This window comes from Phenylobacterium sp. (genome assembly GCF_004799395.1).
Classification (GTDB): Bacteria; Pseudomonadota; Alphaproteobacteria; order Caulobacterales; family Caulobacteraceae; genus Phenylobacterium.
Genome location: NZ_SSMZ01000330.1, coordinates 1 through 25,335, shown reverse-complemented (window position 1 = coordinate 25,335; position 25,335 = coordinate 1). Strand labels below are relative to the sequence as shown.

Annotated in this window: 27 protein-coding genes; 10 read left to right on the top strand and 17 right to left on the bottom strand. The window is 68.4% G+C overall.

The features are described 5' to 3' along the window. Together E8A12_RS21265 and E8A12_RS21260 are read left to right on the top strand one after the other, a co-directional pair. A partial coding sequence (locus E8A12_RS21265; protein ID WP_293372609.1) for an ABC transporter ATP-binding protein occupies window positions 1-674 on the top strand: 674 nt, incomplete at its 5' end. Continuing rightward, the gene (locus E8A12_RS21260) at window positions 674-1,441 is read left to right on the top strand and encodes an ABC transporter permease (RefSeq protein ID WP_293372611.1); all 768 of its coding nucleotides are present in this window, start codon (window positions 674-676) and stop codon (window positions 1,439-1,441) included. The genes E8A12_RS21265 and E8A12_RS21260, both read left to right, overlap by 1 nt. On the opposite strand, the gene E8A12_RS21255 is transcribed toward E8A12_RS21260, so the two are convergent. The 5 genes from E8A12_RS21255 to E8A12_RS21235 all read right to left on the bottom strand — a co-directional run bounded on the left by E8A12_RS21255 (window position 1,442) and on the right by E8A12_RS21235 (window position 4,941). Further along, window positions 1,442-1,720 (bottom strand): HPr family phosphocarrier protein, encoded by a 279-nt coding sequence (locus E8A12_RS21255; protein ID WP_293372607.1) that lies wholly within the window; start codon window positions 1,718-1,720, stop codon window positions 1,442-1,444. A 7-nt stretch (window positions 1,721-1,727) separates the two neighbouring features. Then, window positions 1,728-2,132, bottom strand: a complete 405-nt coding sequence (locus E8A12_RS21250) for a PTS sugar transporter subunit IIA (protein ID WP_293372605.1) — start codon at window positions 2,130-2,132, stop codon at window positions 1,728-1,730. Between the two features lie 76 nt (window positions 2,133-2,208). After that, the gene (locus tag E8A12_RS21245; protein ID WP_293372603.1) at window positions 2,209-2,643 is read right to left on the bottom strand and encodes an HPr kinase/phosphatase C-terminal domain-containing protein; all 435 of its coding nucleotides are present in this window, start codon (window positions 2,641-2,643) and stop codon (window positions 2,209-2,211) included. Next, window positions 2,640-4,262: an ATP-binding protein gene (locus tag E8A12_RS21240; RefSeq protein ID WP_293372601.1), complete on the bottom strand. Its 1,623-nt coding sequence runs from the start codon at window positions 4,260-4,262 to the stop codon at window positions 2,640-2,642. The genes E8A12_RS21245 and E8A12_RS21240 overlap by 4 nt, the downstream gene beginning before the upstream one ends. Beyond that, window positions 4,231-4,941, bottom strand: a complete 711-nt coding sequence (locus E8A12_RS21235; protein WP_293372599.1) for a response regulator transcription factor — start codon at window positions 4,939-4,941, stop codon at window positions 4,231-4,233. Before E8A12_RS21235 ends, E8A12_RS21240 begins: the two co-directional genes overlap by 32 nt. A 145-nt stretch (window positions 4,942-5,086) precedes the next feature. On the opposite strand from E8A12_RS21235, the gene E8A12_RS21230 reads away from it, so the two are divergent. Next, window positions 5,087-6,793 (top strand): hypothetical protein, encoded by a 1,707-nt coding sequence (locus tag E8A12_RS21230; protein ID WP_293372597.1) that lies wholly within the window; start codon window positions 5,087-5,089, stop codon window positions 6,791-6,793. Here E8A12_RS21230 and pseC read toward each other — a convergent pair. Both pseC and pseB read right to left on the bottom strand, forming a co-directional pair. Then, a complete protein-coding gene (pseC, locus tag E8A12_RS21225) occupies window positions 6,790-7,953 on the bottom strand; it encodes a UDP-4-amino-4,6-dideoxy-N-acetyl-beta-L-altrosamine transaminase (RefSeq protein WP_293372595.1) in 1,164 nt (387 codons plus the stop codon). The two genes, E8A12_RS21230 and pseC, sit on opposite strands and share 4 nt — an antisense overlap. Before the next feature lies 1 nt (window position 7,954). Beyond that, a complete protein-coding gene (pseB, locus tag E8A12_RS21220; protein ID WP_293372593.1) occupies window positions 7,955-9,007 on the bottom strand; it encodes a UDP-N-acetylglucosamine 4,6-dehydratase (inverting) in 1,053 nt (350 codons plus the stop codon). A gap of 83 nt (window positions 9,008-9,090) precedes the next feature. On the opposite strand from pseB, the gene E8A12_RS21215 reads away from it, so the two are divergent. Continuing rightward, window positions 9,091-9,513, top strand: a complete 423-nt coding sequence (locus E8A12_RS21215) for a hypothetical protein (protein WP_293372591.1) — start codon at window positions 9,091-9,093, stop codon at window positions 9,511-9,513. Window position 9,514: 1 nt separating this feature from the next. Here E8A12_RS21215 and E8A12_RS21210 read toward each other — a convergent pair whose 3' ends face one another. The 3 genes from E8A12_RS21210 to E8A12_RS21200 all read right to left on the bottom strand — a co-directional run bounded on the left by E8A12_RS21210 (window position 9,515) and on the right by E8A12_RS21200 (window position 11,499). Beyond that, window positions 9,515-10,291 (bottom strand): SDR family oxidoreductase, encoded by a 777-nt coding sequence (locus E8A12_RS21210; RefSeq protein ID WP_293372589.1) that lies wholly within the window; start codon window positions 10,289-10,291, stop codon window positions 9,515-9,517. 225 nt (window positions 10,292-10,516) lie between these two features. Then, a complete protein-coding gene (locus tag E8A12_RS21205) occupies window positions 10,517-10,828 on the bottom strand; it encodes a 4a-hydroxytetrahydrobiopterin dehydratase (RefSeq protein ID WP_293372587.1) in 312 nt (103 codons plus the stop codon). Then, the gene (locus E8A12_RS21200) at window positions 10,825-11,499 is read right to left on the bottom strand and encodes an HAD-IA family hydrolase (RefSeq protein WP_293372585.1); all 675 of its coding nucleotides are present in this window, start codon (window positions 11,497-11,499) and stop codon (window positions 10,825-10,827) included. Before E8A12_RS21200 ends, E8A12_RS21205 begins: the two co-directional genes overlap by 4 nt. Window positions 11,500-11,569: 70 nt before the next feature. On the opposite strand from E8A12_RS21200, the gene E8A12_RS21195 reads away from it, so the two are divergent. Genes E8A12_RS21195 through E8A12_RS21185 form a run of 3 tightly spaced genes read left to right on the top strand, consistent with a single transcriptional unit; the run spans window position 11,570 to window position 13,549 of the window. Further along, window positions 11,570-11,944, top strand: a complete 375-nt coding sequence (locus E8A12_RS21195) for a VanZ family protein (protein ID WP_293372583.1) — start codon at window positions 11,570-11,572, stop codon at window positions 11,942-11,944. Further along, entirely contained in the window at window positions 11,941-12,756 is an 816-nt protein-coding gene (locus tag E8A12_RS21190) for a heme-dependent oxidative N-demethylase subunit alpha family protein (protein WP_293372582.1), read from the top strand. The genes E8A12_RS21195 and E8A12_RS21190 overlap by 4 nt, the downstream gene beginning before the upstream one ends. Before the next feature lie 19 nt (window positions 12,757-12,775). Beyond that, on the top strand, window positions 12,776-13,549 hold the full coding sequence (locus E8A12_RS21185; RefSeq protein WP_293372580.1) for a hypothetical protein: 774 nt from the start codon (window positions 12,776-12,778) through the stop codon (window positions 13,547-13,549). Window positions 13,550-13,599: 50 nt separating this feature from the next. On the opposite strand, the gene E8A12_RS21180 is transcribed toward E8A12_RS21185, so the two are convergent. Then, window positions 13,600-14,604 carry a FecR domain-containing protein gene (locus E8A12_RS21180; protein WP_293372578.1) on the bottom strand — a complete coding sequence of 335 codons (1,005 nt, stop codon included), beginning with the start codon at window positions 14,602-14,604 and terminating at the stop codon, window positions 13,600-13,602. A gap of 91 nt (window positions 14,605-14,695) precedes the next feature. Then, on the bottom strand, window positions 14,696-15,217 hold the full coding sequence (locus tag E8A12_RS21175) for a sigma-70 family RNA polymerase sigma factor (RefSeq protein WP_293372576.1): 522 nt from the start codon (window positions 15,215-15,217) through the stop codon (window positions 14,696-14,698). A 120-nt stretch (window positions 15,218-15,337) separates the two neighbouring features. On the opposite strand from E8A12_RS21175, the gene E8A12_RS21170 reads away from it, so the two are divergent. Together E8A12_RS21170 and E8A12_RS21165 are read left to right on the top strand one after the other, a co-directional pair. Next, the gene (locus E8A12_RS21170; protein WP_293372574.1) at window positions 15,338-16,459 is read left to right on the top strand and encodes a glycosyltransferase family 2 protein; all 1,122 of its coding nucleotides are present in this window, start codon (window positions 15,338-15,340) and stop codon (window positions 16,457-16,459) included. Beyond that, on the top strand, window positions 16,456-17,958 hold the full coding sequence (locus E8A12_RS21165; protein WP_293372572.1) for a glycosyltransferase family 39 protein: 1,503 nt from the start codon (window positions 16,456-16,458) through the stop codon (window positions 17,956-17,958). The genes E8A12_RS21170 and E8A12_RS21165 overlap by 4 nt, the downstream gene beginning before the upstream one ends. Here E8A12_RS21165 and E8A12_RS21160 read toward each other — a convergent pair. Beyond that, complete coding sequence (locus E8A12_RS21160; RefSeq protein ID WP_293372570.1) at window positions 17,955-20,114, bottom strand: TonB-dependent receptor; 2,160 nt, start codon at window positions 20,112-20,114, stop codon at window positions 17,955-17,957. The genes E8A12_RS21165 and E8A12_RS21160 overlap by 4 nt on opposite strands. Window positions 20,115-20,440: 326 nt before the next feature. Here E8A12_RS21160 and E8A12_RS21155 point away from each other — a divergent pair, with 326 nt between their 5' ends. Beyond that, entirely contained in the window at window positions 20,441-21,166 is a 726-nt protein-coding gene (locus E8A12_RS21155; protein ID WP_293372568.1) for a 2OG-Fe(II) oxygenase, read from the top strand. Window positions 21,167-21,179: 13 nt separating this feature from the next. Here the strand turns inward: E8A12_RS21155 and E8A12_RS21150 are convergent, their stop codons facing one another. From E8A12_RS21150 to E8A12_RS21135, 4 genes are all read right to left on the bottom strand, one after another. Then, window positions 21,180-22,733: an ATP-binding protein gene (locus E8A12_RS21150; RefSeq protein WP_293372566.1), complete on the bottom strand. Its 1,554-nt coding sequence runs from the start codon at window positions 22,731-22,733 to the stop codon at window positions 21,180-21,182. Continuing rightward, on the bottom strand, window positions 22,730-23,461 hold the full coding sequence (locus E8A12_RS21145; RefSeq protein ID WP_293372564.1) for a response regulator: 732 nt from the start codon (window positions 23,459-23,461) through the stop codon (window positions 22,730-22,732). The genes E8A12_RS21150 and E8A12_RS21145 overlap by 4 nt, the downstream gene beginning before the upstream one ends. Before the next feature lie 178 nt (window positions 23,462-23,639). Continuing rightward, on the bottom strand, window positions 23,640-24,212 hold the full coding sequence (locus tag E8A12_RS21140) for a Spy/CpxP family protein refolding chaperone (protein ID WP_293372562.1): 573 nt from the start codon (window positions 24,210-24,212) through the stop codon (window positions 23,640-23,642). Window positions 24,213-24,369: 157 nt separating this feature from the next. Beyond that, a complete protein-coding gene (locus E8A12_RS21135) occupies window positions 24,370-25,179 on the bottom strand; it encodes an EF-hand domain-containing protein (protein WP_293372560.1) in 810 nt (269 codons plus the stop codon). Window positions 25,180-25,335: the final 156 nt, after the last annotated feature.

Sequence of the window (25,335 nt, the reverse complement as noted above, 5' to 3'; positions counted from 1 at the left end):
AGGAGCTGTCCACCGACGCCTTCGAGACCGTCTGGGCGACGGTCAACTTCAGCCGCGGTCTGTTCGGCAAGCCGGCCAACCCCGCCTACGTCGAAAAAATCCTGCGCGACCTTTCCCTCTGGGACAAGAAGGACACCAAGATCATGGCGCTCTCCGGCGGCATGAAGCGCCGGGTGATGATCGCCAAGGCGCTCAGCCACGAGCCGCAGATCCTGTTCCTCGACGAGCCCACCGCCGGCGTCGACGTCGAGCTGCGGCGCGACATGTGGGAGATGGTCCGCAAACTGCGGGAGAGCGGCGTCACCATCATCCTGACGACCCATTACATCGAAGAAGCCGAGGAGATGGCCGACCGCATCGGGGTGATCTCCAAGGGCGAGCTGATCCTGGTCGAGGAGAAGGCCGAGCTGATGCGCAAGCTCGGCAAGAAGCAGCTCACGCTGCATCTGCAGGAACCGCTGAAGGCCCTGCCCGACGGGCTGTCCGACTACAGTCTGGCGCTGGAGAACGACGGCGCCGACCTCGTCTACACCTTCGACGCCCAGGCCGAGACCACCGGCATCGCCGAACTGCTGCGTGAACTGTCCAAGCGCGGCGTGGACTTCAAGGACCTGCAGACCCAGCAAAGCTCGCTGGAAGAGATCTTCGTCAGCCTGGTGAGCACGCGGTCATGATGGGTCTCAACCTCTACGCCGTGAAGGCGATCTACCGCTTCGAGATGGCCCGGACCTTCCGCACGGTGGTGCAGTCCATCGCGGCGCCCGTGCTGACCACCTCGCTCTATTTCATCGTCTTCGGGGCGGCCATCGGGCGGCGGATGGCGGCGATCGACGGCGTGACCTACGCGGCCTTCATCGTGCCGGGCCTGATCATGCTGTCGATCCTGACCGAGAGCGTCTCCAACGGCTCCTTCGGCATCTACATGCCCAAGTGGTCGGGCACGATCTACGAGATGCTGTCGGCGCCGGTCTCGGCCTTCGAGGTGTTGATGGGATATGTGGGCGCGGCGGCGTCGAAGTCGATCATGCTGGGCGTGATCATCATGGCTACGGCGAGGCTGTTTGTGCCCTACAGCATCGCCCACCCGCTGTGGGCTGTGGCCTTCCTGGTGCTGACCTCGCTGACCTTCAGCCTGTTCGGCTTCATCCTGGGCGTCTGGGCGGACGGGTTCGAGAAGCTGCAGATCGTGCCGCTGATGGTGATCATGCCGCTGACCTACCTTGGCGGCAGTTTCTACTCGATCTCGATGTTACCCGGCGCATGGGCGAAGATCGCTTTGTTCAACCCCGTGGTCTATCTGGTCAGCGGCTTCCGGTGGAGCTTCTACGGGGTCTCCGACGTGGGCGTGGGCGCGAGCCTCGGCATGACGCTGATCTTTATGCTGATCTGCCTGACGGTCGTCTGGCAGATCTTCCGCACCGGCTGGCGGCTGAAGAGCTAGCTACTCGTCCTCGTCGAACTTGGCGGTGACCAACTGTTCCAGCGCCGCGACAGCCTGTTCGGCTTCCTTGCCTTCGGCCTCGATGTCGATGCAGCAGCCGGGGCCGGCGGCCAGCATCATCAGCCCCATGATCGATCGCGCGTCGACGGTCTGGCCATCCTTGGATACGCGCACCTCAGCGTCGAACCCGGCGGCGGTCTTGACGAACTTGGCGGATGCGCGCGCATGCAGGCCCCGCTTGTTGACGATCTCGACGGTGCGGGTCGCCCCCTCGCTCACCGGCCGCTCACTTCTCGCCAGCAAGGACATAGGACGCGACGGAGATGTACTTGCGGCCCGCTTCCTGGGCGCAGGCGACCGCGTCCTCCAGGCTCTGGCGGGAGCGGACGCTGGCGAGCTTGATCAGCATCGGCAGGTTCAGGCCGGCGATCACCTCGGCCTTGGTCTGCTCCATCACCGAGATGGCCAGGTTGGACGGCGTGCCGCCGAACATGTCGGTGAGCAGGATGACGCCCGCGCCGGTGTCCACCCTTCCGCAGGCGGCCAGGATGTCCTTGCGGCGGCGCTCCATGTCGTCCTCCGGCCCGATGCAGATGGCCTCAACCGCGGCCTGCGGTCCGACCACGTGCTCCATGGCGAAGACGAACTCTTCCGCCAGACGCCCGTGCGTGACGATCACGAGCCCGATCATATTGCGAGCCCGAACATGCGAACTTGTTCCAAGGGTATCCCCACCCGCGCGGCCAAATTCCCGTCCGCGAGCCGTGCTAAATACGCCTCTTGTGCGCTGCGTCAAAGTGGTCGAGCGCGCGGCTTAGTTTCGCAGCGGCCGAGTCCTGGCTCAGATCCAGTTCAATCAGCGGAACCGAAACACCCAAGAGGTCGACGGATCGGGCCTCCGGAATGCGTTCCGGCGCGCCGTAGCGAGCGACGAGGGCCACCTCGGCGAGGCGCAGCGCCGGGACCTGGATCACCTGCAGGCCGCGAACCTCGAGGAGGCCGAACAGCGCATCCGGCGCGCGACCGAACAGCCGTCCATCCGAAGTCCAGAGGCTCACCCGGTCGTCGGCGACCAGCCAGAAACCTTGGCCGAGCGCGCGCAGCGTCAGGTCGCTCTTGCCGGCTCCCGAGGGACCTTCGATCAGCACCCCGCGCCAGGCGCCCCGCAACCACGCGGCGATCAGGCCGGCGTGGGCGATCACGCCTTGGCCTCGGGCAGCACCAGCAGGAACACCGCCCCGATGACCTGGCCGTCGACCACCCGGTTCTGGGCCCTCAACGTGCCGCCGTGCGCCTCGACGATCTGCCGGGCGATGGAGAGGCCAAGGCCTGAGTTGCCGCCGAACGCCGCGCCCTTAGGCCGCGAGGTGTAAAACCGTTCGAAGATGGTCTCCAGGTTCTCCGGCGGAATCCCCGGTCCGGCGTCGGAGACCGTGGCGATGACACGTCCCGCCCCGCGCTGCACGGCCACCACCACCTCGCCGCCCGGCGGGCTGAAGGAACGGGCGTTGTCGATCAGATTGCGGAACACTTGGCCCAGCGAGCCCTCACGCCCCATCACAGTGGTGGCCTCAAGCCCAACGGGGCGGGCGAACCGCACGGCCACGTCGCCCGGTTTGGCAGTGGCCTGGTAGAGCCCGACGATGTCGGCGACCAGCCGCTCCAGGTCGACGGGTTTGGGATTGTCTCGGGACAGCTCCGCGTCGAGCCGCGAGGCGTTGGAAATGTCGGTGACCAGCCGGTCCAGGCGCTGCACGTCGTTCTTCAGGATGCGCAGCAGCCGCTCGCGCGCCGTCGGATCGGTGACCAGGTCCAGGGTCTCCACCGCCGAGCGCAGCGAAGTGAGCGGGTTCTTGATCTCATGCGCGACGTCGGCGGCGAAGCTCTCGATGGCGTCCATCCGCTCGGAGAGCGCCTGGGTCATGTCTTCCAGGCTGCGGGTCAGGTCGCCCAGCTCATCGTCACGGCGCGCCAGGTCCGGCAACGAGATGGCGCGCGCGCCGGCCAGCCGCACCCGGTCGGCGGCGCGCGCCAGGCGGCGCACCGGCTGGGCGATGAGCCGGGTCAGCAGCAGCGACGACGAGAGCGAGACGGCGACGGCGATCAGGATGAAGGGGATGAGCGCCATCCGCTCGCGGGCAATGATCTCGTCGACGTCGTTGGCCTCAAGGGTCAGCACGCCGAGCACCGCCTGGACCCGCTGGATGGGGATCGAGACCGAGACCACGCGGTCGCCGTTCTCGCTGCGCCGCAGGCCTGCCACGTGCTGACCGCGCAGTGCCTTGGCGACTTCCGCCCGCAGGGCCGCGCGGGCCTCCGCCGCCACGGCCGTTTTCGGGCGCGGCTTGAGCGAGAGCGGCAACCGCGCCTCGCCGCGCCGCGCTGCGGGCGGCAGAACCCTCTGCTCCACGCGGTCGGCCACCAGCTCGCTGTCGGCGATCGGCCGGCCCTGGGCGTCGAACAACCGCGCCCGCTGGGTCTTGGGATTGGCCAGCATCTGCAAGGTCAGGCTGGCGTCGTTGGCGTCCATCGCCGGCGTCGGCTCGCCGACGGTGAATGCCTGATCGATGATCGCCGCCATCAACTCGCCCTGCGTGGTCAGGCTGTCGATTCGGGCGTCGACCAGGCCCTGCCGCAGTTCGTTCAGCACCAAGGCCCCGGCGATCAGGATCGCCAGGCCGAGGACGTTCAACGCGATGATCAGCCGGCCGAGCCGCGACCCCGGCAGCCAACGGAACAACGACGGCCGCGGCGCGCGTGGATCTTCCTCGCCGCCCCCGCGGTCCCGATCAGGTTTCGCGGTAGCGGTAGCCGACGCCATAGAGGGTTTCGATTGCGTCGAACTCGGGATCAACGTCGCGGAACTTCTTGCGCATGCGCTTGATGTGGCTGTCGATGGTGCGGTCATCGACATAGACCTGATCGTCGTAGGCTGCGTCCATCAGGTTGTCGCGGCTCTTCACGAAGCCGGGGCGCTGGGCCAGCGACTGCAGCAGCAGGAATTCGGTCACCGTCAGCTTCACGGGCTTACCTTCCCACAGGCAGTCGTGGCGCGCGGGATCGAGGGTCAGCTTGCCGCGCTTGATGGCGCGGCTGCCCTCGGCGCCGACCGCGGCGGGCGCGGGCTCCTCGCCTTCGACGCCGGCGCGGCGCAGCACCGCCTTCACCCGCTCGATGAGCAGGCGCTGGCTGAAGGGTTTGTGCATGTAGTCGTCGGCGCCCAGGTTGAAGCCGAGGATCTCGTCGATCTCCTCGTCTTTGGACGTGAGGATGATCACCGGCATGTCGGACGTCCGGCGAAGGCGGCGCAGCACCTCCATCCCGTCCATGCGTGGCATCTTGACGTCGAGGATGGCCAGGTCCGGCGGCTCATTCTCCAGCGCCGCAAGGCCCGCGGCGCCGTCGAAATAGGCCTTCACGGTGTGGCCGTGGCTCTCCAGCGCGAGGCTGACGGAGGTGACGATGTTTTCGTCGTCATCCACCAGGGTGATCTTGGCCATGGGCTTAAGAATATCTCCTTGAACGTCCGTGAAGCTAGTTATCCCACAGCGTGACCTCAATGGGGCGCCGTCTTGCCGTCACGTAACGCGGTCAATCTGACCTTAAAGCTTCGCCACTAGGCTTCGGTTCACTGGGGAGAGCTGAATGCCCGCTGCGAACGTCCATTTCGAGGTCTTTGTCCGCCGCTATCCGGACTCGCCCTGGGCCTTGAAGACCGCCACTGAAAGCCGCGACATCGCGATGGACGAGGCCAAGGACCTGGTCAAGCGCGGCCTGGTCGCCGGCGCGCGCGTCATGCGCGAGACCCTTGACCCTGAGACCGGCGAATTCCAGTCCCTCACCCTGGTCACCCTGGGCCTGCCCGAGAAGCCGCGCAAGGTCCGCGCCCCCGAGCCCACCGAGCCGCTCTGCATCTCTCCGCAGGACCTCTACACCTGCCACGCCCGCGAGCGGATCGGCCGGCTGTTCGAGACCTGGCTGGAGCGCCACGAGGTCATTCCCTTCGAACTTCTGCACCGCCCCGACCTGGTCGAGCAGCTGGAAGCGAGCGAGGTGGAGATCACCCACGCGATTCAGAAGATCGCCACGCCGGAGGCCCACTCACGCGGCACGACGCTGGCCGAGATGACCGCGACGTTCAAATCGCTCGGCGAACGCGCCATCGAGCGGCTGATGCGCGACCGCAAAAAGGGCCTGCCGGAAGCCGCGCTGGAAACCTTCGCCCAGGTGGCTGTGGCTATGTCCAGGGACCCCGAGGGCGCCTATCGGCTCGGCTGCGCCGTGGCAGGCTACCTCGCGCCCGCGAAAAGCTGGAGCGAGAAGGTCGGCCTGCTGCTCGACCTGGCCGACAACGCGCCCGCCGAAGGCGCCGGCCGCGCCCTGGCGCTCGTGGTGATCGCCGAGCCGCTGGAAGAGATCGTCCGCCACGAAAAGGGCTTGGACAACATCGTCGGCGGCTCGCTGGACCTCGGCGCGCGCCTGGCCGCCATGAGCCGCCTGGCCGCCGCCAAGGTCGTCGACCAGCTGGTCAAGGTCGAACCCTCGGTGGCCAAGGTGACGCCGGAGCTCTCCGACCGCGCCAAGCGCCTGGCCAAGTGGCTGATGAGTGAGGATTTCACCGGCGTGCGCGCCGCCATCGGCCAGCGCATTCTGCGCGACCTGGGCGGCGGGCGGCGGCTGCGCCCCTCCGATCCTGAGGGCGAGCTCGACGTCACCCGGGGCCTGGCCATGTCGCTGACCGCGGCAGCCGGCAAGCTCCTGCCTCTGGACGACGTCCAGGCGGCCTTCACGGCGCGGTCCAAGACCCTGGTCGCCCGCGACTTCGTGGAATCCTACCTGGGCGAGGACGCCACGGTCATGGAGGAGGCCGAGGCGTTGGTCTGGCTGATCGAGAACATCATCGGCGGCGCCAACAAGCGCGAGGCCGGCCGCTGGCTCTCCTCGCTGATCTTCAGCCTGCGCTTCGAACGCGAGGCGGCCCAGGGCCACTTCGCGGCCAAGCGGCTGACGGAACTGGCCAAGCTGCAGCGCGGCGTCGCCCGCTGCGGCCTTGTCGAAGAGGTCTACAGGCCCATCCAGCTGAAGCTGGGCGAGGTCGGCGGCGCGGTCGAAGCCGAGGCCCGCCTAATTGCCACCACCGCACGCGCCCCCAAGCCGGCGCTGGAACGGCTGACCGTGCTGCTCAAGCTTGCCTGCGGCGAGACCGCCCCGCTCGGCCCTTGCGCCGACCGCGCCCGCGCCGAGGCCCTCAAGCTCGCCCGCGCCGACGACACCCGCGCCGAGCTGTCCGGCGCGCCGGGCCAGGTCGACGCGATCCGGGATCTGCTGAAGCACGCGGCGCTGGCGGCCTAGAGGCCCAGCACCGCCCTCATCGCCTCAACCACCCGCCCAACGTCCTCGTCCGCCATCCCCGGATAGAGCGGCAGCGAAAGACAGCGGTCGTACCAGGCCTGCGCGCCCGGCAGATCTAGCTCGCCGTACCGCTCGCGGTAGTAGGGCTGAGTGTGCACCGGAATGTAGTGGACCTGGGTCCCGACGCCACGCTCGCGCAGCGCGTCCACCACCGCGCGACGGGTCGTACCGGCGGCCTCGAAATCGATCAGCACGCACATCAGGTGCAGGACGGGATCGCTCCACACAGGACGCTCAGCGATGCGGACCACCGGCGCCAGGGGCGCGAGCGATGTCTCATAGGCCTTGGCTAGGGAGCGACGGCGGGCCGCGAACCTCGGCAGCTTCTTCAGTTGCGAGAGCCCCAGCGCGCAGAGGATGTCTGGCAGGCGGTAATTGAAACCCGGCTCGGCCATCTCGTAGACCCAGGGTTCCGCGCCCGCCGGCCGCGTCATGCCATGGCTGCGCATAATCCGCAGCCGATCGGCGAGGTCTGCGTCATTGGTCGTCACCATGCCGCCCTCGCCGGTGGCGATGGTCTTGACCGGGTGGAAGGAGAACGTGGCCATGGCCGAGTGGCGCGCATCGCCGACCCGCTCGGCGACATTGCCGTAGGTCATGGTCGAGCCCAGCGCATGCGGCGCGTCCTCGACCAGCGCTGCGCCAGACTGGCCCGCAATGGCCGCCAACTCCGGCAGGTTCACGGTGTCGCCGCGCAGATGCACCGGCAGGACGGCGCGCAGCCTGCGCCCGTCAACCCGCGTCAGCGACTCGGCCAGGGTCTCCGGGGTCATCAGGCCGCTCAGCGGGTCCACATCGGCGAACACTACCTCGGCGCCGACGTAGCGGGCGCAGTTCGCCGTGGCGAGGAAAGTGATGGAGGGCGCGATCACCACCTCACCCGGCTGCACGTTGAGCGCTAGCATGGCCAGGTGCAGGGCCGCGGTGCCGTTGGCGCAGGCCACGGCGTGGCGCGCGCCCACCGTCTCAGCGAAGGCGGTCTCGAAGGCCTCGACCGTGGGGCCCGTGGTCAGGAAATCCGCCTTCAGCGCTTCGACAACCGCCGAAATGTCGTCGTCCTCAATGGTCTGGCGGCCATAAGGGAGGACCGGGCCGGCCATGCTAGTCGGCCGCGCGCCGGCGGCGTTGCTGGGGCGCATAGTCATTGAGGATGGCCAGCAGCTGCGGGCCGCTCAGCCAATCGTCGTTGGTGTCGCTGGCGTAGCTGAATTCCTCGGGCAGCTTGCCGCCCTTCAGCGGCTCGCGGCGATATTCCACGAAAGCCGGCTCGATCGCGTAGCGGTCGCCCAGGTCGACGGTGGAGCGGGCGTCGTCGGCGCTGATCATCATCTCGTGCAGCTTCTCGCCAGGGCGGATGCCCACTAACCTGATCGGCAGGCCCGGCGCCATGGCCTCGGCCAGGTGGGTCATCTTCATGGATGGGATCTTCGGCACGAAGATCTCGCCGCCATGCATCTCGCCCAGGGACGACAGCACGAACTCGACGCCCTCGTTCAGGGTGATCCAGAAGCGGGTCATCCGCACGTCGGTGATCGGCAGCTCCGTCGCGCCGCGGGCGATCAGCCGCTGGAAGAACGGCGCCACCGAACCACGGGAGCCCACGACGTTGCCATAGCGCACCACGGAGAACCGCGTGCCGATGTCGCCCGACAGGTTATTGGCGGCCACGAAGGTCTTGTCGGAGGCGAGCTTGGTCGCCCCATAGAGGTTGATCGGATTGCAGGCCTTATCGGTGGAAAGCGCGATGACCGTCTGCACCCGGTTGGTGAGGCAGGCCCAGACCACGTTCTCGGCGCCCATGATGTTGGTGTGGATGCATTCCGAGGGATTGTATTCGGCGGCCGGCACCTGTTTCAGGGCTGCGGCGTGGATCACGATGTCGACGCCCCGGAAGGCCAGGATCAGCCGCTCGCGGTCGCGCACGTCGCCCAGGAAGAAGCGCATCACCGCCATCTTCTCCGGCCCGAACCGCTCGGCGAGGTCGATCTGCATCTCGCTTTGCTTCAACTCGTCGCGCGAATAGACGATCAGCTTACGCGGCTTGGCGCGGGTCAGCACGGTCTCGATGAACCGCCGCCCGAACGAGCCGGTGCCGCCGGTGACGAGGATGACCTTGCCGTCGAGATCGAGGCTGGTCGGCGCAAATCGGCTCAAAGCGCGCGCTCCGCAAGCTCCCGGGAGGGATGTCCCGGGCGTTGGCCCCTTTGTCGCAGGGCCGCGTAAAGAAGCCGCTAACCATGATCGCGATAGATGAGGCCATGCGACGCCGCGAGCTCCTGACCCTGATCGCGTTGGCTTTTCTGCCGCCGGCGCTCGCCCGCGCGGCGGACGAGAAGCCGAAAAAAAAATCGGGCGGCGAGAACTACATCCCGATCAATCCGATCACCGCGACCACCAACAAGGCCGGCGGCCGGCGCGGCGTGCTGAGCGTCGACTGCGGCCTGCAGGTCGACGACCCGAAGCTGCGCGCGTTCGCCGACCAGTCGCTCCCGCGGCTACGCGCGGCCTATGTCCAGGCCATGCAGATCTACGCCGCGGGCCTGCCTCCGGGCGCGGAACCCAACGCCGAACTGATCGTCCAGGAACTCCAGCGCGAGACCGACCTGATCCTCAAACGGCCCGGCGCGAGGCTTCTGATCGGCGCCATCGTCGCGAACTGAATCACATCGCCGAAATCCCGCCGTCGAGCTTCAGCTCGGCGCCGGTCATGAACTTGCTCTCGTCCGAGGCCAGGTAGAGGCAGGCGTTGGCGATGTCCTCCGGTTCGCCGATGTGGCCTAGCGGCACCTGGCGGCCAAGCTTGGCTTCGGCCTCCTCCTTGCCGAACCGCTGGCGCAGCGGATCGAGGATCGGGGTGTCGATGAAGGTCGGGTGGATCGAGTTCGAGCGGATATCCATGCCCTGCTTGGCGCAGTGCAGGGCAATGCCCTTGGACAAGAGCCAGACCGCCGCTTTCGAGGCGTTGTAGCTCGGCGAATTGTGGGCCGCGATCAGGCCGGCGATCGAGGAGATGTTGACGATCGAGCCCGGCTGATGGGCGCGCATGTACTTCAGGGCGTGCTTGGTCCCGAGGAACACCGAGTCGACGTTGACGCTCATCACCGTCTTCCAGTCCTCCAAGCTCAGGGACTCGATGTCGCCGCCGCGGCTGATGCCGGCGTTATTCACCAGCACCGAGATGCCGCCCATCGCCTCATCGGCCTCCTCGAGCGCGAAGACCCACTGCTCTTCCTTGGTGACATCCAGCGGAAAGGCAAACGCCGTCCCCTCGCCGTGGGTGGCGTTGATCTCGGCCGCGACGGCCTTGGCGCCCTCGATGTTGATGTCGGCCACCGTCACCTTGGCGCCCTCGTCCGCCAGCTTTCGGGCCATGGCCGCGCCGAGCCCCTGAGCCCCGCCTGAGATGAAGGCCTTCTTGCCCGCGACCCGTCCTGGCATCGTTCTGTCTCCTCGAACCCGTTACCCGCGAGGCATCTTCAGATACCCTCCCGGCCCTATTTCTCATGAATGATGCGAGCCTCTGGGTCTGGGCAAGTCAAGGACCGGCTCTCGGCCGGCCGCGTCGCGGCGCGGTTACGCGCGTCTTTGAGTTGCCCAGACCCAAAGGCAGACTGGCAACCATGAGATTTAAGCCACCATCTGCCGCCGGCCTGCCTCCCACAGCTATTCGCCCGTCGCGCCGGCGCTCTTCGCCGCCATGTCCATGAAGGTCGCTAGCTTCACGTCCAGCTCGGTGACTCCACCCGCGTCGTGGGTGGTGAGCGTCACGTCCACGCGGTTGTAGACGTTGAACCACTCCGGATGGTGGTCGAGCTTCTCGGCTGTCAGGGCTGTACGGGTCATGAAGCCGAAGGCCGCGGTGAAGTCGGCGAAGCGGAACGTGCGTTGGATCGCGTCGCGCTCACTGTCCGCGACGCGCCAGAGCGGTCGTTGTTTCACCGCCGCCGCGGCGCCGATCTTGGAGGGCCGGCTCATGCGGTCACCTCCGCGCCGAAGTTCAGGCCCGTCGCCTCGGCCAGCTCGGCCAGCGTCTGATCGACATCGACCACTTTGATCGCGCGCATGCCCAACGCCGCGGCCGGCTTGCAGTTGATGCCCAAGTCGTCGAGATAGACGCAGGCCTTCGGCTCGACCGCCAGAAGCTCGCACATCATCAGATAGATCCGGGGATCGGGCTTGCGCACGCCGGCCTTGGAGCTTTCGATGATCGCGTCGAACAGCGGCATCACCTGAGCCATGGCGCCGGCCGCCCGCTGGCCTTCGTCCCGGCCGGGGCTGTGCATTGAGACCACGTTGTTGGTGATGCAGCCGACCGCGAAGCCCGCCGCCTTGCAGGCCTTCAGCGCTTCCACCATCCGCGGCCGCAGCTCGCCCGACAGCTTCGGCAGCACCTCGGCCCCGCGAAGCGGATGGCCGAGCGCCGTGGATTCCGCGAGGAACAGCGCGTCGAAGCCGGCCGCATCGACCTCGTTGCGCTCGAACTTCGCCCAGGCGTTGGCGTCCGGATTGGTGGAATTGACCCGCCGGATCAGGTCCTTCGGCAAGCCCTTCTCGGCCTCCAGGCGGTTGAAGGCTTCGAACGGCGAGGAGGTGAACACCCCGCCGAAGTCCCAGATCACCGCCGCAATTTCCGGTCTGGCCGCCATGTCCGCTTCCCACGCTCCGTCAAGGCGGCGGACGCTAGAGAGCCGCGCGCGGACGTGCAAGTAAGGGCCAATGACGCCGTTCGAACACCTGCGCCGCCTGCCCCGTCCCGTCCGACTGGCGATTTACGGGCTCGCCTGCGCCATCCTGCTCTACATCACGCTCGCGCCCGGCAAGTACGTGCCCGGCGTTGGCGTGATCTGGGACAAGGCCGAGCACGCCAGCGCCTGGGCCGTGCTGACCGGCGCTGGCCTGCTGCTGTCCACCAAGCGGCGGTGGGCGATCCTGCTGTTCGCCTTCATTTTTGGAGCGACGATCGAGGTGTTGCAGGCGGTCCTGCCGTTCGGCCGCGACGGCGACATCCTCGATCTGACGGCCGATACGGTGGGCATCGCGGCCGCCTATGCGGTCTGGCTAATCTGGCGGCGGTTGGGCTGGGTCAAGTGAGCCTGCGGCATCGTCCGTGGGAGGAGGCCGTCGATTTCCAGATCGGCCTCAGGCCCATCGCGATCGCCGACTGGCTGGAGGGCGGCGAGGACGATCCGGCGGTGCGCAAGGACGCGCTGTTCGAGCGCGCGCGCGACCTGGTCTGGGCCGAGACGGAGGGGTCCGAGGCCGGCCAGGCCGAAGCTCTGGGCCTGATCGAGACTGCGCTTGGTCCGGCTCCCGCGCAGACGGGCATGCCGCCGCTCTACGTCGCCTCTCGCCGCGTCGCCGACGACCTGTGCCTGATGGAGAAGGTCGAGGGCCAGTGGCGGCTGACGGCGCTATCACTCTCGGCCGGCGGGTTCTTCACGGCCACCGAGGCGATCGGCAAATCCCTTAGCGAGCTGCATGGTCCGGTCACCGGCTTCGCCGAGCGGTTCCTGACCCGCGTGCAGCGCGTGTTCGAGGGCCTGCGACCGGAGCTGGTGCTCGAGCGGCGTAACTGGACGGTGTTGAACTCCGGCGAACTGCACACTCCGTCCTCCTCGCCGATCCGCGCCCTTATCCCACAGATAGACCCGCGCGAGGCTGGCCGAACGCTGCGCCTGCGTGTCGAGCGCCAGACCCTGCGCCGACTGCCGCAGACGGGCGGGGCGCTGTTCACGATCCGGGTCTGGCTGGCGCCGCTCGGCGACCTTGCCGACGACCCGCAGCGCCTGGCCGCCTTCGCTCATGCCTGGCGCTCGGCCACGCCGGACTTGCGCGCCTACAAGCGCTTCGACCTCTATGACCATCTGGTGGAGGCTTTCCTCCGCGATCCACAACCGGCCTGACCACCGCCCCGGAGCCTCCATGTCGTCCGACCCCGCCGCCAAGCCGTTCATCTACCTGGCCACGCCCTGCTACGGCGGCCAGTTGCTGCTTCAATTCATGCACTCGGTACTGGCGCTGCAGAAGGCCTGCAATGAGCGCGGGATCGGCCTGGAAATCGACCTGATGGGCGGCGACGCCCTGATCACCCGAGCCCGCAGCCGACTCACCGCCCGCTTCCTGGCGCACAAAGAGGCCACCCACATCCTGTTCTGCGACGCCGATATCGGCTTTGCGCCGGAAAACGTCTTCCGCCTGCTCGACGCCGACAAGCCGGTGATCGCCGCGGTCTGCCCGATGAAATACGTGGACTGGGAGCGCGCGCGGACGGCGGGAAAGGCCAACGCGCCGGATATGATGGCCGCCAGTCTCGGCTATGTGGTGCGCTTCCTGCCGACCCCGGACCATTCGGTGCAGGTCGAGAACGGCATCGCGAAGGTGGCCTACGGCGGCACCGGCTTCCTGATGATCCGCCGCGAGGCGATGCAGCAGATCGTCGATGCTCATCCGGAGCTGCATGCCAAGATGGGCGACATGGGCGATCGCCTGGCCGACGAGGCGCCGATGGTTTTCGAGACCATGATCGAGCCTGAAACCGGCCAGTACCTGTCGGAGGACTACGCCTTCTGCCGCCGCTGGCGCGACCTCGGCGGGGAGATCTGGGCCGACATGGAGGCGCGGTTGAGCCACACAGGGGTGATGACCTTCACCGGCAGCCTGCTTCAGGCGATGCAACTGACAGCGCCCAGAGCCTGATCCACGATCACGATTGGGCTGTCAGGGCGGTCCCCGACCCCAACTACGCCCTAGCGATGGTGCAGGATGATCTCACCGGAGGTGCGTTCGACGCGAACCGGGGCGTAGGCCGAAAGTCGCCGCAGCACGTCGGCTTCGTTGTCGGTCACCAGCACGCCGGAGAAACGCAGCGCCCCGGTGCGCGCATCGGCCGTACGCACTGGCGTGGCGAAGCGGCGTGACAGGTCGGCGGCGACGTCGGACAGCGGCTGGTCGTGGTAGATCAGCTGGCCATTGGTCCAGGCGAAGGTGGCGTCCGGATCGGAAACCTTCAGCACCTGGGCGGCCTGGCCGACCGTGTGGGTCAGCTCCTGGCCGACGGTGACCCGCGTGGGCTGGGACTCCAGGGCGTCGGCGGGCCGCACTTCGACGACGCCGCGGCGGACCGTCAGGTCCACCAGGCCTTCGCGGTTGCGCAGGTTGAATTCCGTGCCGACCACGCGGACCTGGCGGTCGCCGACCTCGATCAGGAACGGCCGCTTGGCGTCATGGGCCACGTCGAACACCGCCTCGGCGTCGGCCATCTCGACCCGGCGCGCGTCGCGCTCGAACCGCACGGTGATCTTGGAGGCGGCGTTCAGCCGGATATGGGTGCCGTCGGCCAGCGCGATGTCGCGGATCTGACCGGCCGGGGTGACGTAAGTCTGGGCGGCGACGCTGGGCGACTGCAGGCCGAGACCCACAGCCACAACGAGTCCGGCGGCGACAGCCGCGCCGGCGCCCCACAGGGCCCGGCGGCGAACCACGTCGTGCGAAGCGGCGCGTACGGGACGTTGACGGCGTGCGGCCAACAGCGGGCGGCCGCCCAGTTCCTTGGCCACCGGCGAGTACTCTAGATCGACCCACAGGGTTTCCAGACGCTCGTACGCCTGAGCGTGGCTAGGCGACGATTGCAGCCAGCGCTCAAACGCCAGCCAGTCGTCACCGGTCGCAGCTTCGCCCTGGAGGCGCGCGAACCAATGCGCAGCCTCCTCGGCCACATGACCGTCGTCGAAATCTTCGTCGGTCTTCCGCATCAATCCCTAGCCCGCAGGGCGGCGAACCACCTGCATTCGATGAGATGACGCCGCCATTCGGCCTGCTCCTCCAAATAACGTGCTTCGCCGATCATGGGAGCCTCGCCGAGAGGTGCTTCAGCGCGGCCATCATGTGCTTCTCCACGGCGCTGCGGGAGATGCCAAGTTGAGCGGCGACCTGTGGATGGCTGAGACCCTCGAACTTGTGCATCCGAAAGACACGCTGTGTCTGCGGACTGAGCTCCGTCAGGGCCGAAGTGAGCAGCGCCAAGCGCTGGCGGGCCGCTACGGCGGCCTCGGCGTCTGGCTCGGAGGAGATCTCATGAATGCCCACTCGGGTGGTCTGGCTGTCCAGCCAGGCGCCGTCGCGGTGGGCCGTGCGCCGTTCTCCCCGCAAACGATCGAGCATCAGGTTGGAGCCCAGGCGGTAAAGGTAGGCCATCGGATTCTGGATCTCGACCGGCTGGTCGATCCCCGACAGTCGGACGTAGATGTCCTGCACCAAGTCCTCGGCCGCAGCGGCGGAGCGCAGGCGCACCGTGAAGAACCGCACCAAGTCGGTGCGGCGCTCCAGGTAGAGCCCGATCAGCGCCGATCTGCCATCGTCCTGCAAGTCCAAGCGCTCTTCGCCTCGCCCCTTGTCCCTACCCCATACACGCCGCACCACCCACGCGACAGCCTGTCGCCCAATGCGGACGGTTCCCAGGTCCGGGCGCGGCGGCTATGAGGGCGCATGAGCGCACCGTCCGGGGCCAAATTGCGTCACCAGTCCGCCCCCTCCGCCCACCCGCTGGAGCTCGGCGTCATCGTCCCGACCTTCAAGGAGGCGCCCAATGTGCGCCCCCTGCTCGAGAAGCTGGAAGCGGCGCTGCAGGGCGTGGTCTGGCAGGTGATCTTCGTCGACGACGACAGCCCCGATGGCACTGCCGCGACGGTCAAGGAGATCGCCGCCATCGATCCGCGGGTGATCTGCCTGCACCGCATCGGCCGCCGCGGCCTGGCCGGCGCGGTGATCGAGGGCGCGATGGCCTCGGCCGCGCCTTTCGTGGCGGTGATCGACGGCGATCTGCAGCACGACGAGACCCTGCTGCCGCAGATGCTGAAAGCGCTGCAGGACGATCGCGCCGACCTGGTGGTGGGCAGCCGCTACATCGCGGGCCAGGGGCCGGTGGGCGGCTTCGACAAGCGCCGCGCCCACGGCAGCCTGTTCGCCACCTGGCTCGGCCGCAAGGTCCTGAAGCTGGATTTGAGCGATCCAATGAGCGGCTTCTTCGCGATCCGCCGCAGTCTTGTCGAGCGCGCGGCTCCGAAGCTCTCCACCGATGGCTTCAAGCTGCTGTTCGACCTGGCCAGCGTACTCGATCCTCCGCCGCGGGTCGTCGAACTGCCTTATGTGTTCCGCGAGCGTCACGAGGGCGAAAGCAAGCTGGACGGGCGCGTCGTCGCCCACTACCTCAGCCTCTTGGCCAGCAAACTCAGTCGTGACGTGCTTTCGCCCCGCGCCCTGCTGTTCGGGCTCGTGGGGCTGAGCGGTGTGCTGGTCAATGTCGCGGTGGTCTACGCGCTGTCGGACCTGCGCTTCCTGCCGGCCCAGGCGATCGGCGCGGTGGTGGCCATGACCTCCAACTACCTGATCAACAACACGGTCACCTATCGCGACAAGCGGAAGCGGGGCCTGGCGCTCTTGACTGGCTACCTGCGCTTCTGCCTGCTCTGCGCCATCGGCCTGGCGGCCAATGTGGCGGTCGCCAGCCTGGCGTTCCAGCTCGTGCCGCACCGTTGGGTCGGCGTGGTCGCGGGCGCGGCGGTGGGCGCGGCCTGGAACTACATCACCACGTCGCTCGCGGTCTGGTGAAACCGGGGATCATCGATTCGCGCCGCGGCGTGCTGCTGCTGGCGCTGGGCCTGACGGCGATCCGCCTGGTCGCCGCCGGCTCGATCCACCTGACCGAGGACGAGGCCTACTACCGCTTCTGGGCCTTGCACCTGCAGCTGGGCTACCTCGACCACCCGCCGATGATCGGCTGGTGGATCCGGGCCGGCATGAGCCTATTCGGCGACACGCCGCTCGGCGTGCGGCTGCTGCCGGCGCTGAGTTGCGGACTGAACACCTGGCTGATCGGCGACCTGGCCCTGCGACTGGGGGCGAGTCCGCGGGCCGCGTTCCGCGCGGCGCTTTGGTACAACGCCACCCTGACCGTTTGCCTGGGCGGCATGCTGGCCATTCCGGACTCGCCGGCCAGCCTGTTCTGGACCGCCACGCTCTGGGCGCTCGCGCGGTTCTGGGAACATCGGCGCGCCGGCTGGTGGCTGGCCGCCGGACTAATGGCCGGGCTGGCGGTGATGTCGAAATATTCCGGCCTCTTCCTGGCCCCCGGCGTGCTGCTTTGGCTGCTGGCGGTCCCTGGCGGAGCGGCGGAGCTGAAAAAGCCCGGACCGTGGGCCGCGGCCGTCGTCGCGGCGGCGGTGTTCGCGGCCAATGTGGTCTGGAACGCCGAGCACCAGTGGATCACCTTCATCAAGCAGTTCAGCCGTGTCGCGCCGCACGGCTTCACGCTCGCCTACCTGCTGGAGCTGGCGGCTACCCAGATCCTGCTCTTCACGCCCATCCTGGCGGCCTATGCGGCTCTGGGCGCGCGGCAGGCCTGGCGCGAGCGAGGCCAAGCCGGCGCGGCGCACCTGATGCTGCCGCTGGCCACATCCGTCCCGTTCGCCGCCTATCTGATGCTCCACAGCCTGCACGACCGGGTGCAAGGCCACTGGCCGGCGCCGGTGTTCGGGGCCATGGCGATCTGCGCGGCGACGGCCGCCGAACGATTTGCGGCCACGCCCTGGCAGCGCTGGCTGAGGCGTCTGGCGCCGGTGGCTGGCTTCGCTGTGGCCGGCGCGACCTTCGCGATCATGGCCTTGCCGACGCCCAACCTGCTGGGGCGGCTCGACCCGACCCTGCCCCTGCGCGGCTGGGGCCGGTTCGCCGCCGACATCGACGCCCTGCGGGCGCGGACCGGCGCAGCCTGGGTGGGAACGCTAAGCTACGGAGTTTATTCCCAGCTGCAGGACGAGCACCGCATCTCCGGCCCTCTGCTGGAGCTGGTGGAGCGCGACCGCTACTGGGCCGGCGACCCCGGCCGGCCCGATTTCACCCGACCGGGGCTGGTCGTCGACCTGTCGCGCCGGATGAAGGTCCCCGACGTCCTGCGCTGTTTCACGCAGGTCACGCCGGCCGGTGAGCTGACGCGGGCGGGCGGGCTGGCGCACAACCAGCGCTACACGGCCTTCCTGGTCGCTGGCCCGCGCCGCGATGTCTGGATCCAGGGCTGTCCTGACCAGATCTCGCCCGGCGTCTGGCGCTAGAAGCTTCGCGCCAGGCCCAGGCCGAGCGTGCGCGGGCGCAGCGGCGTCGCCTGGGTGGCCCGGGCCCGGCTGAAGGGATTGCCGTAGGCGAAGGTGTTGCCCCGCTCGTCGGCGACGTTGTCGACGAAGAGAGTGGCCCGCCAGATGTCGGCGCTGAGTGCGGCGGCGACCCGGCCTGAGGCGTAGCCGCCCATGGCGTTGCCGAGCCCGCCATCGAAGGTGAGATACGAGCGCCCCACATAGGCCACCTGGGCCATGGACTCCGCCTCGAAGCGCCCGATCCGCCAATGGTAGCGGACGTCGGCGGCGCCCATTTCGTAGGGCACGCCCGGCAGGCCGATGTCGCGCCGCGCCGGGAAGACGTCGGCGGCGCGGGTGATCTTCGGATCCTCCAGCAAGAGATTGGCCCGCACCTGCAGATGCGCATCGGGCCGCCAGTCCGCCTCGCCCTCGACGCCGGTGTTGGAGCCGTCGCCGATGTTCACCGTCATCGGCAGGCCGGACGCCAGCCGCTGATCGGTCTGCAGGCCGTTCCAGTCGGCGTGGAAGATCGCTCCGCGAAGCGTCAGCTTGTGGTCGAACAGCGGCAGGCCCGCGCCGATCTCGTAGTTCCAAAGGTGGTCGGGCTTGAACTGGGGGGAAACACTTTCCGTCGTCGGCCCGCCCGCCGCGGCTGGGATGTTGAATCCGCCGGCGCGGTAGCCCTCCTGCACCTGGGCGTAGATCACGAATTCCGGCGTCGCCGCGTAGCTGACACGGAATTTTGGCGCCACGCCGGTGTCGGTCAGGTGCTCGTGGAGGTCCGGGATAGGCGTATCAGCGACGTTGAAGTCGCCGGCGCGGGTGTCGACGCGGGTGGCGAACCACCGCGCGCCGGCCGTGGCGGTGATCTTGGCGGTGATGTCATAGGCGATCTCGCCGTAGATGGCGGCTTCCGAAAGGTCGTCGCGGCGCTGATAGATCGAACGCGCTGGACCGGGCGGCGTCACATCCTGCAGGAAGGCCTCGTCCATCTCGTTGGAGAGCGACACGAAGCCGCCCGCCAGCCAGCGCCAGGGTCCCGGCGCGTTGGACGAGAGCAGGCCTTCGGTCTCCCACAGGCGGATGTGCTTGTCCTCGTCGAACGCCTGGCCGAGGGGCGAGCCGCCGGCCGCGCGGAACGCCCCGGTGGCGTCGTAGCGGGTTTCCAGGGCGTGATCGATATAGGCGGCGGAGACCTTCAGGTCGGCGAGCGCGCCGCTGTGCTGAGCGGTGAGGCCCAATTCCGAGAGATCATTGCTGAACGGCTCGCGCACCGCGGCGTCGCGGCTCAGCGAGCCATCGGCGCCTTGCGTATACTGGCTGTCGGCGGTGGCGATCGACTGGTGGGCGAAGCCGCCCTCGAGCTCCCAGCCGTCCGGCAGCTCGGCCAGGCCGGCGATGCGCCCGCCGGTGCGGCGGCTGAAGTTGACGTCGTTGAGGCCCAGCACGGGATTGCTGATGTAGCCGCCGCTCTCGTCGGTGTAGATCACCGCTCGGATCGCCGCGCGTCCGTCGGCCAGCGGCAGGTTGGTCATCGCCTCCAGGCCCTCGGACGGGCCGCCGTGTTGGGTCGCCATGGCCTCGGCCGAGACCGATCCCAGCACCGAGGTCGGGTCCGGCCGGGCCGGCACGATGCGCACGATGCCGCCCATGGAGCCTGAGCCGTAGAGGGTGCCCTGCGGGCCGCGCAGCACCTCCACCCGATCGACGTCGGCCAGCCGCAGGTCCGGATCCGGCGCGTTGTAGGTGATCGGCACATCGCCGAGATAGAGGCCAACGGTCGACTGGGTCTTGCCAGTGAACGATCCGTCGGAGAGCCCGCGCACGAAGATCTTGTTGCGCCCGGAGCCCAGGTTGGTCACCGCAACTCCCACCGCCTGGGAGGCGATCTCGTCGAAGCTGCGTCCGCCCAGCGCTTCCACATCGGTCGCGGATAGCACGCTGATGGCCGAAGCCGTGTGCGACAAGAGCTCAGGCCGCTTTTCGGCCGTCACCACGAGCTCGTCCAGCCGCGGCGCTGTGACGCTGTCCGGTGTGGGCGCGCGTTGGGCGGCCTGGACGGGCGTGGCCAGCGGCCGGGCGACCACGCGAAAGCTCTTGGGATCGAGCACCTCGAACCCACAGCCTGCCGGCAACAGGGCGCCGAGCGCCTTGGAAGGCGGCAGGGCGCCGGAGACCGGCCGCGACCGACCGCTGCAACCGGAAACCGGGAGCCCTCCCACCGAGACCCCGCCTTGCACTGCAAAGCGAACGAGAGCAGCTTCAAGGGGCTCTGCAGGAAGGCGAAAAACCCTTGTTTCGGCAGCCCACGCCACCCCGGGAGACGCCCCCGTGGCCAACAGCGCGATGCCGCTGGCCGACGCTGCGGCGAGGCAGCGTCTTGCTTTTGCGAGCCTGAGATGGTTGTCGGTACGCAACGTCATTCAGGCGTGAGCTCCCCGGGGGCGAGGCGACCAGATCAATGCAGAGAAGTCCACTGGCCTTGCTCGACCCCCATCGCGAAGTCGCGTCCGTGATCCACGCCGCCCGTGACACCTGCCGCGAGAGCTTTGGAAAAAGCCTCGCCGCGGCGCGCCCGCAGGACGAACCCTACCGTCACTGGATACTGCAGGACGTCCTGCCTGCCCCGATGGCAGAATCCCTGGACGCCCTGCCCTTCCCCGCGCCAGCGCTGAACGGCGTATCCGGCTCACGCGAAATCCACAACAACACGCGCAGATATGTCGATGCGCAGGCGATCGCCCAATACCCGGTCTGCGCCGCCCTGGCCGAGGCTTTCCAGCATCCCGAGACCGTGGCCACGGTGGAGACACTCACCGGCGCCCAGCTCGACGGCTGCTGCCTGCGGATCGAATACGCGCAGGACACCGAAGGCTTTTGGCTGCAGCCGCACACCGACCTGGGCGTCAAGAAATTCACCCTGCTCTACTATCTCGGCCCCGACGGCCAGCCGGAGTTGGGAACTGACGTTTACGTCGACGGCAAGACCTGGTCGCACCGCGCCCCGTTTGAACGGGGCGGAGCGTTGGCCTTCGTGCCCTCTGACCGTACCTGGCACGGGTTCGAGCCGCGGCCGATCCTGGGGGTGCGCAAGTCGCTGATCGTCAACTACGTGACCGCCGAATGGATGGCGCGCGAACAACTGGCCTATCCGGACAAGCCGGTCGCCGGTCGCCAGACGGACTGAGATTACCCCATCGCTAGGCTGCCGCCGGCAAGGTCACGACCGCCGTCGTTCCGCCCGGTCGGGACATCAACTCCACGTCGCCGCCGTGCGCGCGGGCGGTGGAACGGGCGATCGGCAGTCCCAACCCGACGCCGCCATTGTCGAGGTTGCGGGACGCATCGGTGCGGTAGAATGGCTGGAAAACCCGTCCGAGCTCGTCCGGCGACAGCCCAGGCCCCGCATCGACAATCTCCACAACTGCTGCGCCGGCCGTCTGGCGCACATTGATCCGCGCCTCGCCGCCATACTTCAGGGCGTTGTCCACCAAGTTCGAGAACAGGCGCTGGAGCGCGACGGGGTCGCCATCCACCGTCACCGCCGCCGCGCCGTCGGCGATCTCGACCTGGCCGCCGACCAGGGCCGCATCGTCGGCCACGCACTCGATCAACGACAGCAGATCGAGCTTCTCGCGCCGGCGCGGCTGGCCCTCGTCGCGGATGAACGCCAGGACCCCGCCGATCATCTGCTCCATCTGATCGATGTCGGAGAGGACCGAGGCCTTCAGCGTCGGCGGCGCGGCCTCCAGCTTGAAACGGATGCGGGCGAGCGGCGTGCGCAGATCGTGCGAGATAGCCCCAACCATGGCCGTGCGGTCGTTGATGTAGCGCTTGATGCGCGTCTGCATCTCGTTGAACGCGTGGGCGGCGGCGCCGACCTCGGCCGGGCCTTTCAGCGCCATCTGGGGCGCGTGCGGATCGCGCCCGAGCGTCTCGGCGGCCTCGGCGAACCGCTTAAGAGGTGCGGAGATGCGGCGCGAAAACAGGTAGCCGGCCGACGCCACCAGAAGGAAGCCGCCCAGCAGCCAGGCCGAAGCCTGCATCTGCCAGGACGAGGGGAAGGCGTCCGGTGTCGATCGGACCACGGTCCAGGTCCCGTCATCCGCCTGCAGCGCCGCGGAAAAGTCACCGAAGATCGGCATGTCCGCTCCGCCGTTGAACCGCCGCCGGCCGGAGCCGCGCATCCAGCCGGAATCGGCCGGGCCGACGCCCTCACCCGCGCCTGGATTCGCGGCGTCGTTCGAATCGCGGGGGACCTGGCCCGGAGGATCGCCCGCTCCGCCATCCTGCGCCCCGCGGTCCATCTCGAAGGGCGAGGCGCCCATCGGACCGCCGCGGTCAGGGCCGCGTGGCGGCGGCGCGCCGGTGAAGGCGCGGCGCAGGCGCCAGATCGGCGAGGCATTCTGCTCCTCCAGCCGAACCCGCGTCTCCGGCTCGCCGAGGACACGCGCAAGGGCGGCCAGGGTGCGCTCGTGCTCGCGATGGGGCGCGACCAGTTCAGGGGGCAGGCTGGCGGCGGTAGCGCGCGTCATCGGGCGGCCGAAGCGGGTCTTCAACGGACCCCCGCGAACGGCCGCGGCCACGTCGGCCACCCGGTAGACCGGGGGCCTGGGCGGTGGGATCAGAAGGATGACGCCAAAGCTGATTGCCTGGGCGACCAGCAGGCTCGCCACCAGCAGGGTGACCAGCTGCAAGCTGATCGGCGCCCGCGGCCACGCGCGGCGCGGCGCGGCGGCGGGCGTGTCGGTCACGCCCGGGTCACCTTGGCGTCGAAGAGATAGCCCGCGCCGCGATAGGTCTTGATGATCTCACCCTCGACGCAAGCGTGCAGCTTGCGGCGCAGGCGGCTGATCTGCACGTCGACGGCCCGGTCGAACACCTCGGTCTGCGAGCCGCGGGCCTGTTCCAGCAGCTGGTCGCGCGACAGAATCCGCTGCGGGTTCTCCAGGAACACGCTGAGCAGCGAGAACTCGCCGCCGGTCAAGAGGATGGTGGTGCCGTTGGGCGCGCGCAGCTGCCGACGCAGGGTGTCCACCACGAAGCCCTGGAAGTGATAGGTCTTGCCGCGCCGCGGCGCGCCGCCCCGCACTTCGTCCAGTCGACGGAACACCGCACGGACCCGCGCCAGCAGCTCGCGCGGGCTGCAGGGTTTCGGCAGATAATCGTCGGCGCCCAGCTCAAGGCCCAGCACCCGGTCGACCTCGTCGCCCATGGCGCTGACCATGACGATGGCCGGACCACCGGTCTCCGACAGCCGCCGACAGATGGAGAGCCCGTCCTCGCCGGGCAGCATGACATCGAGCACGATCAGGTCGATCGGCGCTGCGGCCAGGGCGGCCTCCATCGAGGCCGCGTCGCTGGCGGCGTGCAGTTGGTATCCGTGCTCCTCCAGGTATCCGACCACCTGCTCGCGCAGCTGGGAGTCGTCGTCGACGACCAGGATGTGGCGGGCGGGAAGAACGCTGGCTTGAGTATTCATAGCCTTTCCTCCCTGATGATTGTGGCGCCGCAACAACCGCGACGCCACAATCCTCTCTGAGCACGTCAGGGTGAAGTGGTGTCCACTGCACCCCTCCGACGCGCTCAGCCTCCAGAAGGCAGGCCCTTCCCATCCGATTCAGAGCGTGGGCTGCTCAGGGAGGGGTCCGGGACTTCCGCTATTCGTCGCGCGGCGGCGGGCCGCCCGGCCTGCCGGGGCCGCCCATCGGCCCATGCATGCCGCCGAAACCGCGGTGGCCCCAGCCGCCGGGCCGATCGCCGCCGCCGTGCATCCGCTGCAGGGCGTCGAACACCTGGCGTTGCTCAGGACTGAGCGCGGCGTAGAAGGTGCGCAGCGCCTCGGCGTGGCGCTTCTGCATCGCCTCGCGCTCGGCGTCGCGGCGGGCCATTTCGTCGAGCCGCTGGGGTGTGGTCAGCGGCGCAGGGGCTCCGCCGCCGCCAGGGCCGTGGCGTTCGCCGGGCCTTCCAGCGCCCTGCGGCCGCTTGTGCGACTGCAGAAAGGCGGTGAGCGCGGCTTCCTGGTCTGGCCGCAGGCGCAGGATGGTGCGCAGGTCGGCGGCATGTTGCTGCTCGTGCGCCGCGTGCATCTGCTGCATCCGCGCGTGGATCTGGTCGGGTGTCGGGCGTTCGCCGCGGTGGTCGTCCTGAGCCCAGGCAGCGGGGGCCGCGATGGAAGCCGCGCCGAGCGCGACGAGGGCCGTGAGGGCGGCTTGGCGGAAAATAGGTCGCATAGAGGGTCTTCCCTGATTGGTCCCGTCGCTTGATCGCACAATCGCTGTCCAGGGGAATTTCGGCGCGTGAGACGCCTGCGACATGACCCCGACACAGTGTGGCGAAGCTCTGGGGACCGGCGGCTGGAGCCCATTCTAGGCTCCGTTCGCGTCGGCGTCAGGCGGTGACGGTCGACTGGGTCTGGGCCTGTGGCTGAGCGGTTTCCGCTCCACCGCGGTGGTGGGCGGCGCGGAAGGCGTCGATCCCCGCGCTCAGTTCGGAGGCGCTCAGCTGACCGTCCCCGTTGGTGTCCAGGCTGTTGAAGGCCGAGGTCAGCGTGTTTGACACAGCGGTGGATGAGGTCGAGGTGACGCCAAGGGCGTTCTCGATCTCCGTCATGCTCAGCTCCCCATCGCCGTTGGTGTCGGCGGTTCCGAGGATCTGACTGGCCAGATCGGTGCTGGAGGCTCCGCCCGCACCGCTCGTGCCGCCGCCGCCTCCGCCGCCTCCGCCGCCATGATGGTGGTGATGGTGGGCCGCCTGCGCGCCTTGGGCACCGTTCTGCGCCGCGTTCTGGGCGCTCAAGGCGTCGGTGAGCTCGCTGGCGCTGATCTCGCCATCACCGTTGGTGTCGATCGCGTTGAACGCTTGCGTCAGCGCATTCGACCCGGAAGCCGTGTCGGATCCCGAGGTCGTATTGGTTCCCGAAGCGCTGTCCGCGCCGATCGCAGTCTCGATTTCCGAGAGGCTGAGCGAGCCGTCGCCGTTGGTGTCCGCCACGCTCATGATCTGCGAAGCGATACTGGAGGCGGTGGGCGGCCCTTCCTGCGCCGTCAGCAGGGAGCTCAGGGTGTCGGACGCGAACTGGGCCGAGCTCAGGGTCGTGGTCTGAGCTGTGGCTGGCGCCGGCGTGGCGGGGGTCGTAGAATCGGCGCCCGGCAGGTCTTGCCCAGCGGCCGTCTGCTGTGGCTGCAGAAGCATGTTCATGAGGCGTTGCGCCTCACTGCCTCCGTAAGCTGTTGGAGTTGAAGATATTTGCATCTAAGCCTCGCTTGAGGTTTCAGGGTTGCTGAGCCACTCCCGGCGAACCGGGAGCCGCGTCGCGGCGTAAGCCCTGCAAATTTCGGGGGAATTGGACTGCGG

What these genes read in the sequence shown, in the direction of transcription:
- E8A12_RS21260 (WP_293372611.1), top strand. Translation starts at nt 674, where the DNA reads ATGGGTCTCAACCTCTACGCCGTGAAGGCGATCTACCGCTTCGAGATG.
- E8A12_RS21250 (WP_293372605.1), bottom strand. Translation starts at nt 2,132, where the DNA reads ATGATCGGGCTCGTGATCGTCACGCACGGGCGTCTGGCGGAAGAGTTC.
- E8A12_RS21240 (WP_293372601.1), bottom strand. Translation starts at nt 4,262, where the DNA reads ATGGCGTCGGCTACCGCTACCGCGAAACCTGATCGGGACCGCGGGGGC.
- E8A12_RS21235 (WP_293372599.1), bottom strand. Translation starts at nt 4,941, where the DNA reads ATGGCCAAGATCACCCTGGTGGATGACGACGAAAACATCGTCACCTCC.
- E8A12_RS21230 (WP_293372597.1), top strand. Translation starts at nt 5,087, where the DNA reads ATGCCCGCTGCGAACGTCCATTTCGAGGTCTTTGTCCGCCGCTATCCG.
- pseC (WP_293372595.1), bottom strand. Translation starts at nt 7,953, where the DNA reads ATGGCCGGCCCGGTCCTCCCTTATGGCCGCCAGACCATTGAGGACGAC.
- E8A12_RS21215 (WP_293372591.1), top strand. Translation starts at nt 9,091, where the DNA reads ATGATCGCGATAGATGAGGCCATGCGACGCCGCGAGCTCCTGACCCTG.
- E8A12_RS21210 (WP_293372589.1), bottom strand. Translation starts at nt 10,291, where the DNA reads ATGCCAGGACGGGTCGCGGGCAAGAAGGCCTTCATCTCAGGCGGGGCT.
- E8A12_RS21205 (WP_293372587.1), bottom strand. Translation starts at nt 10,828, where the DNA reads ATGAGCCGGCCCTCCAAGATCGGCGCCGCGGCGGCGGTGAAACAACGA.
- E8A12_RS21200 (WP_293372585.1), bottom strand. Translation starts at nt 11,499, where the DNA reads ATGGCGGCCAGACCGGAAATTGCGGCGGTGATCTGGGACTTCGGCGGG.
- E8A12_RS21195 (WP_293372583.1), top strand. Translation starts at nt 11,570, where the DNA reads ATGACGCCGTTCGAACACCTGCGCCGCCTGCCCCGTCCCGTCCGACTG.
- E8A12_RS21185 (WP_293372580.1), top strand. Translation starts at nt 12,776, where the DNA reads ATGTCGTCCGACCCCGCCGCCAAGCCGTTCATCTACCTGGCCACGCCC.
- E8A12_RS21180 (WP_293372578.1), bottom strand. Translation starts at nt 14,604, where the DNA reads ATGCGGAAGACCGACGAAGATTTCGACGACGGTCATGTGGCCGAGGAG.
- E8A12_RS21170 (WP_293372574.1), top strand. Translation starts at nt 15,338, where the DNA reads ATGAGCGCACCGTCCGGGGCCAAATTGCGTCACCAGTCCGCCCCCTCC.
- E8A12_RS21155 (WP_293372568.1), top strand. Translation starts at nt 20,441, where the DNA reads ATGCAGAGAAGTCCACTGGCCTTGCTCGACCCCCATCGCGAAGTCGCG.
- E8A12_RS21145 (WP_293372564.1), bottom strand. Translation starts at nt 23,461, where the DNA reads ATGAATACTCAAGCCAGCGTTCTTCCCGCCCGCCACATCCTGGTCGTC.
- E8A12_RS21140 (WP_293372562.1), bottom strand. Translation starts at nt 24,212, where the DNA reads ATGCGACCTATTTTCCGCCAAGCCGCCCTCACGGCCCTCGTCGCGCTC.
- E8A12_RS21135 (WP_293372560.1), bottom strand. Translation starts at nt 25,179, where the DNA reads ATGAACATGCTTCTGCAGCCACAGCAGACGGCCGCTGGGCAAGACCTG.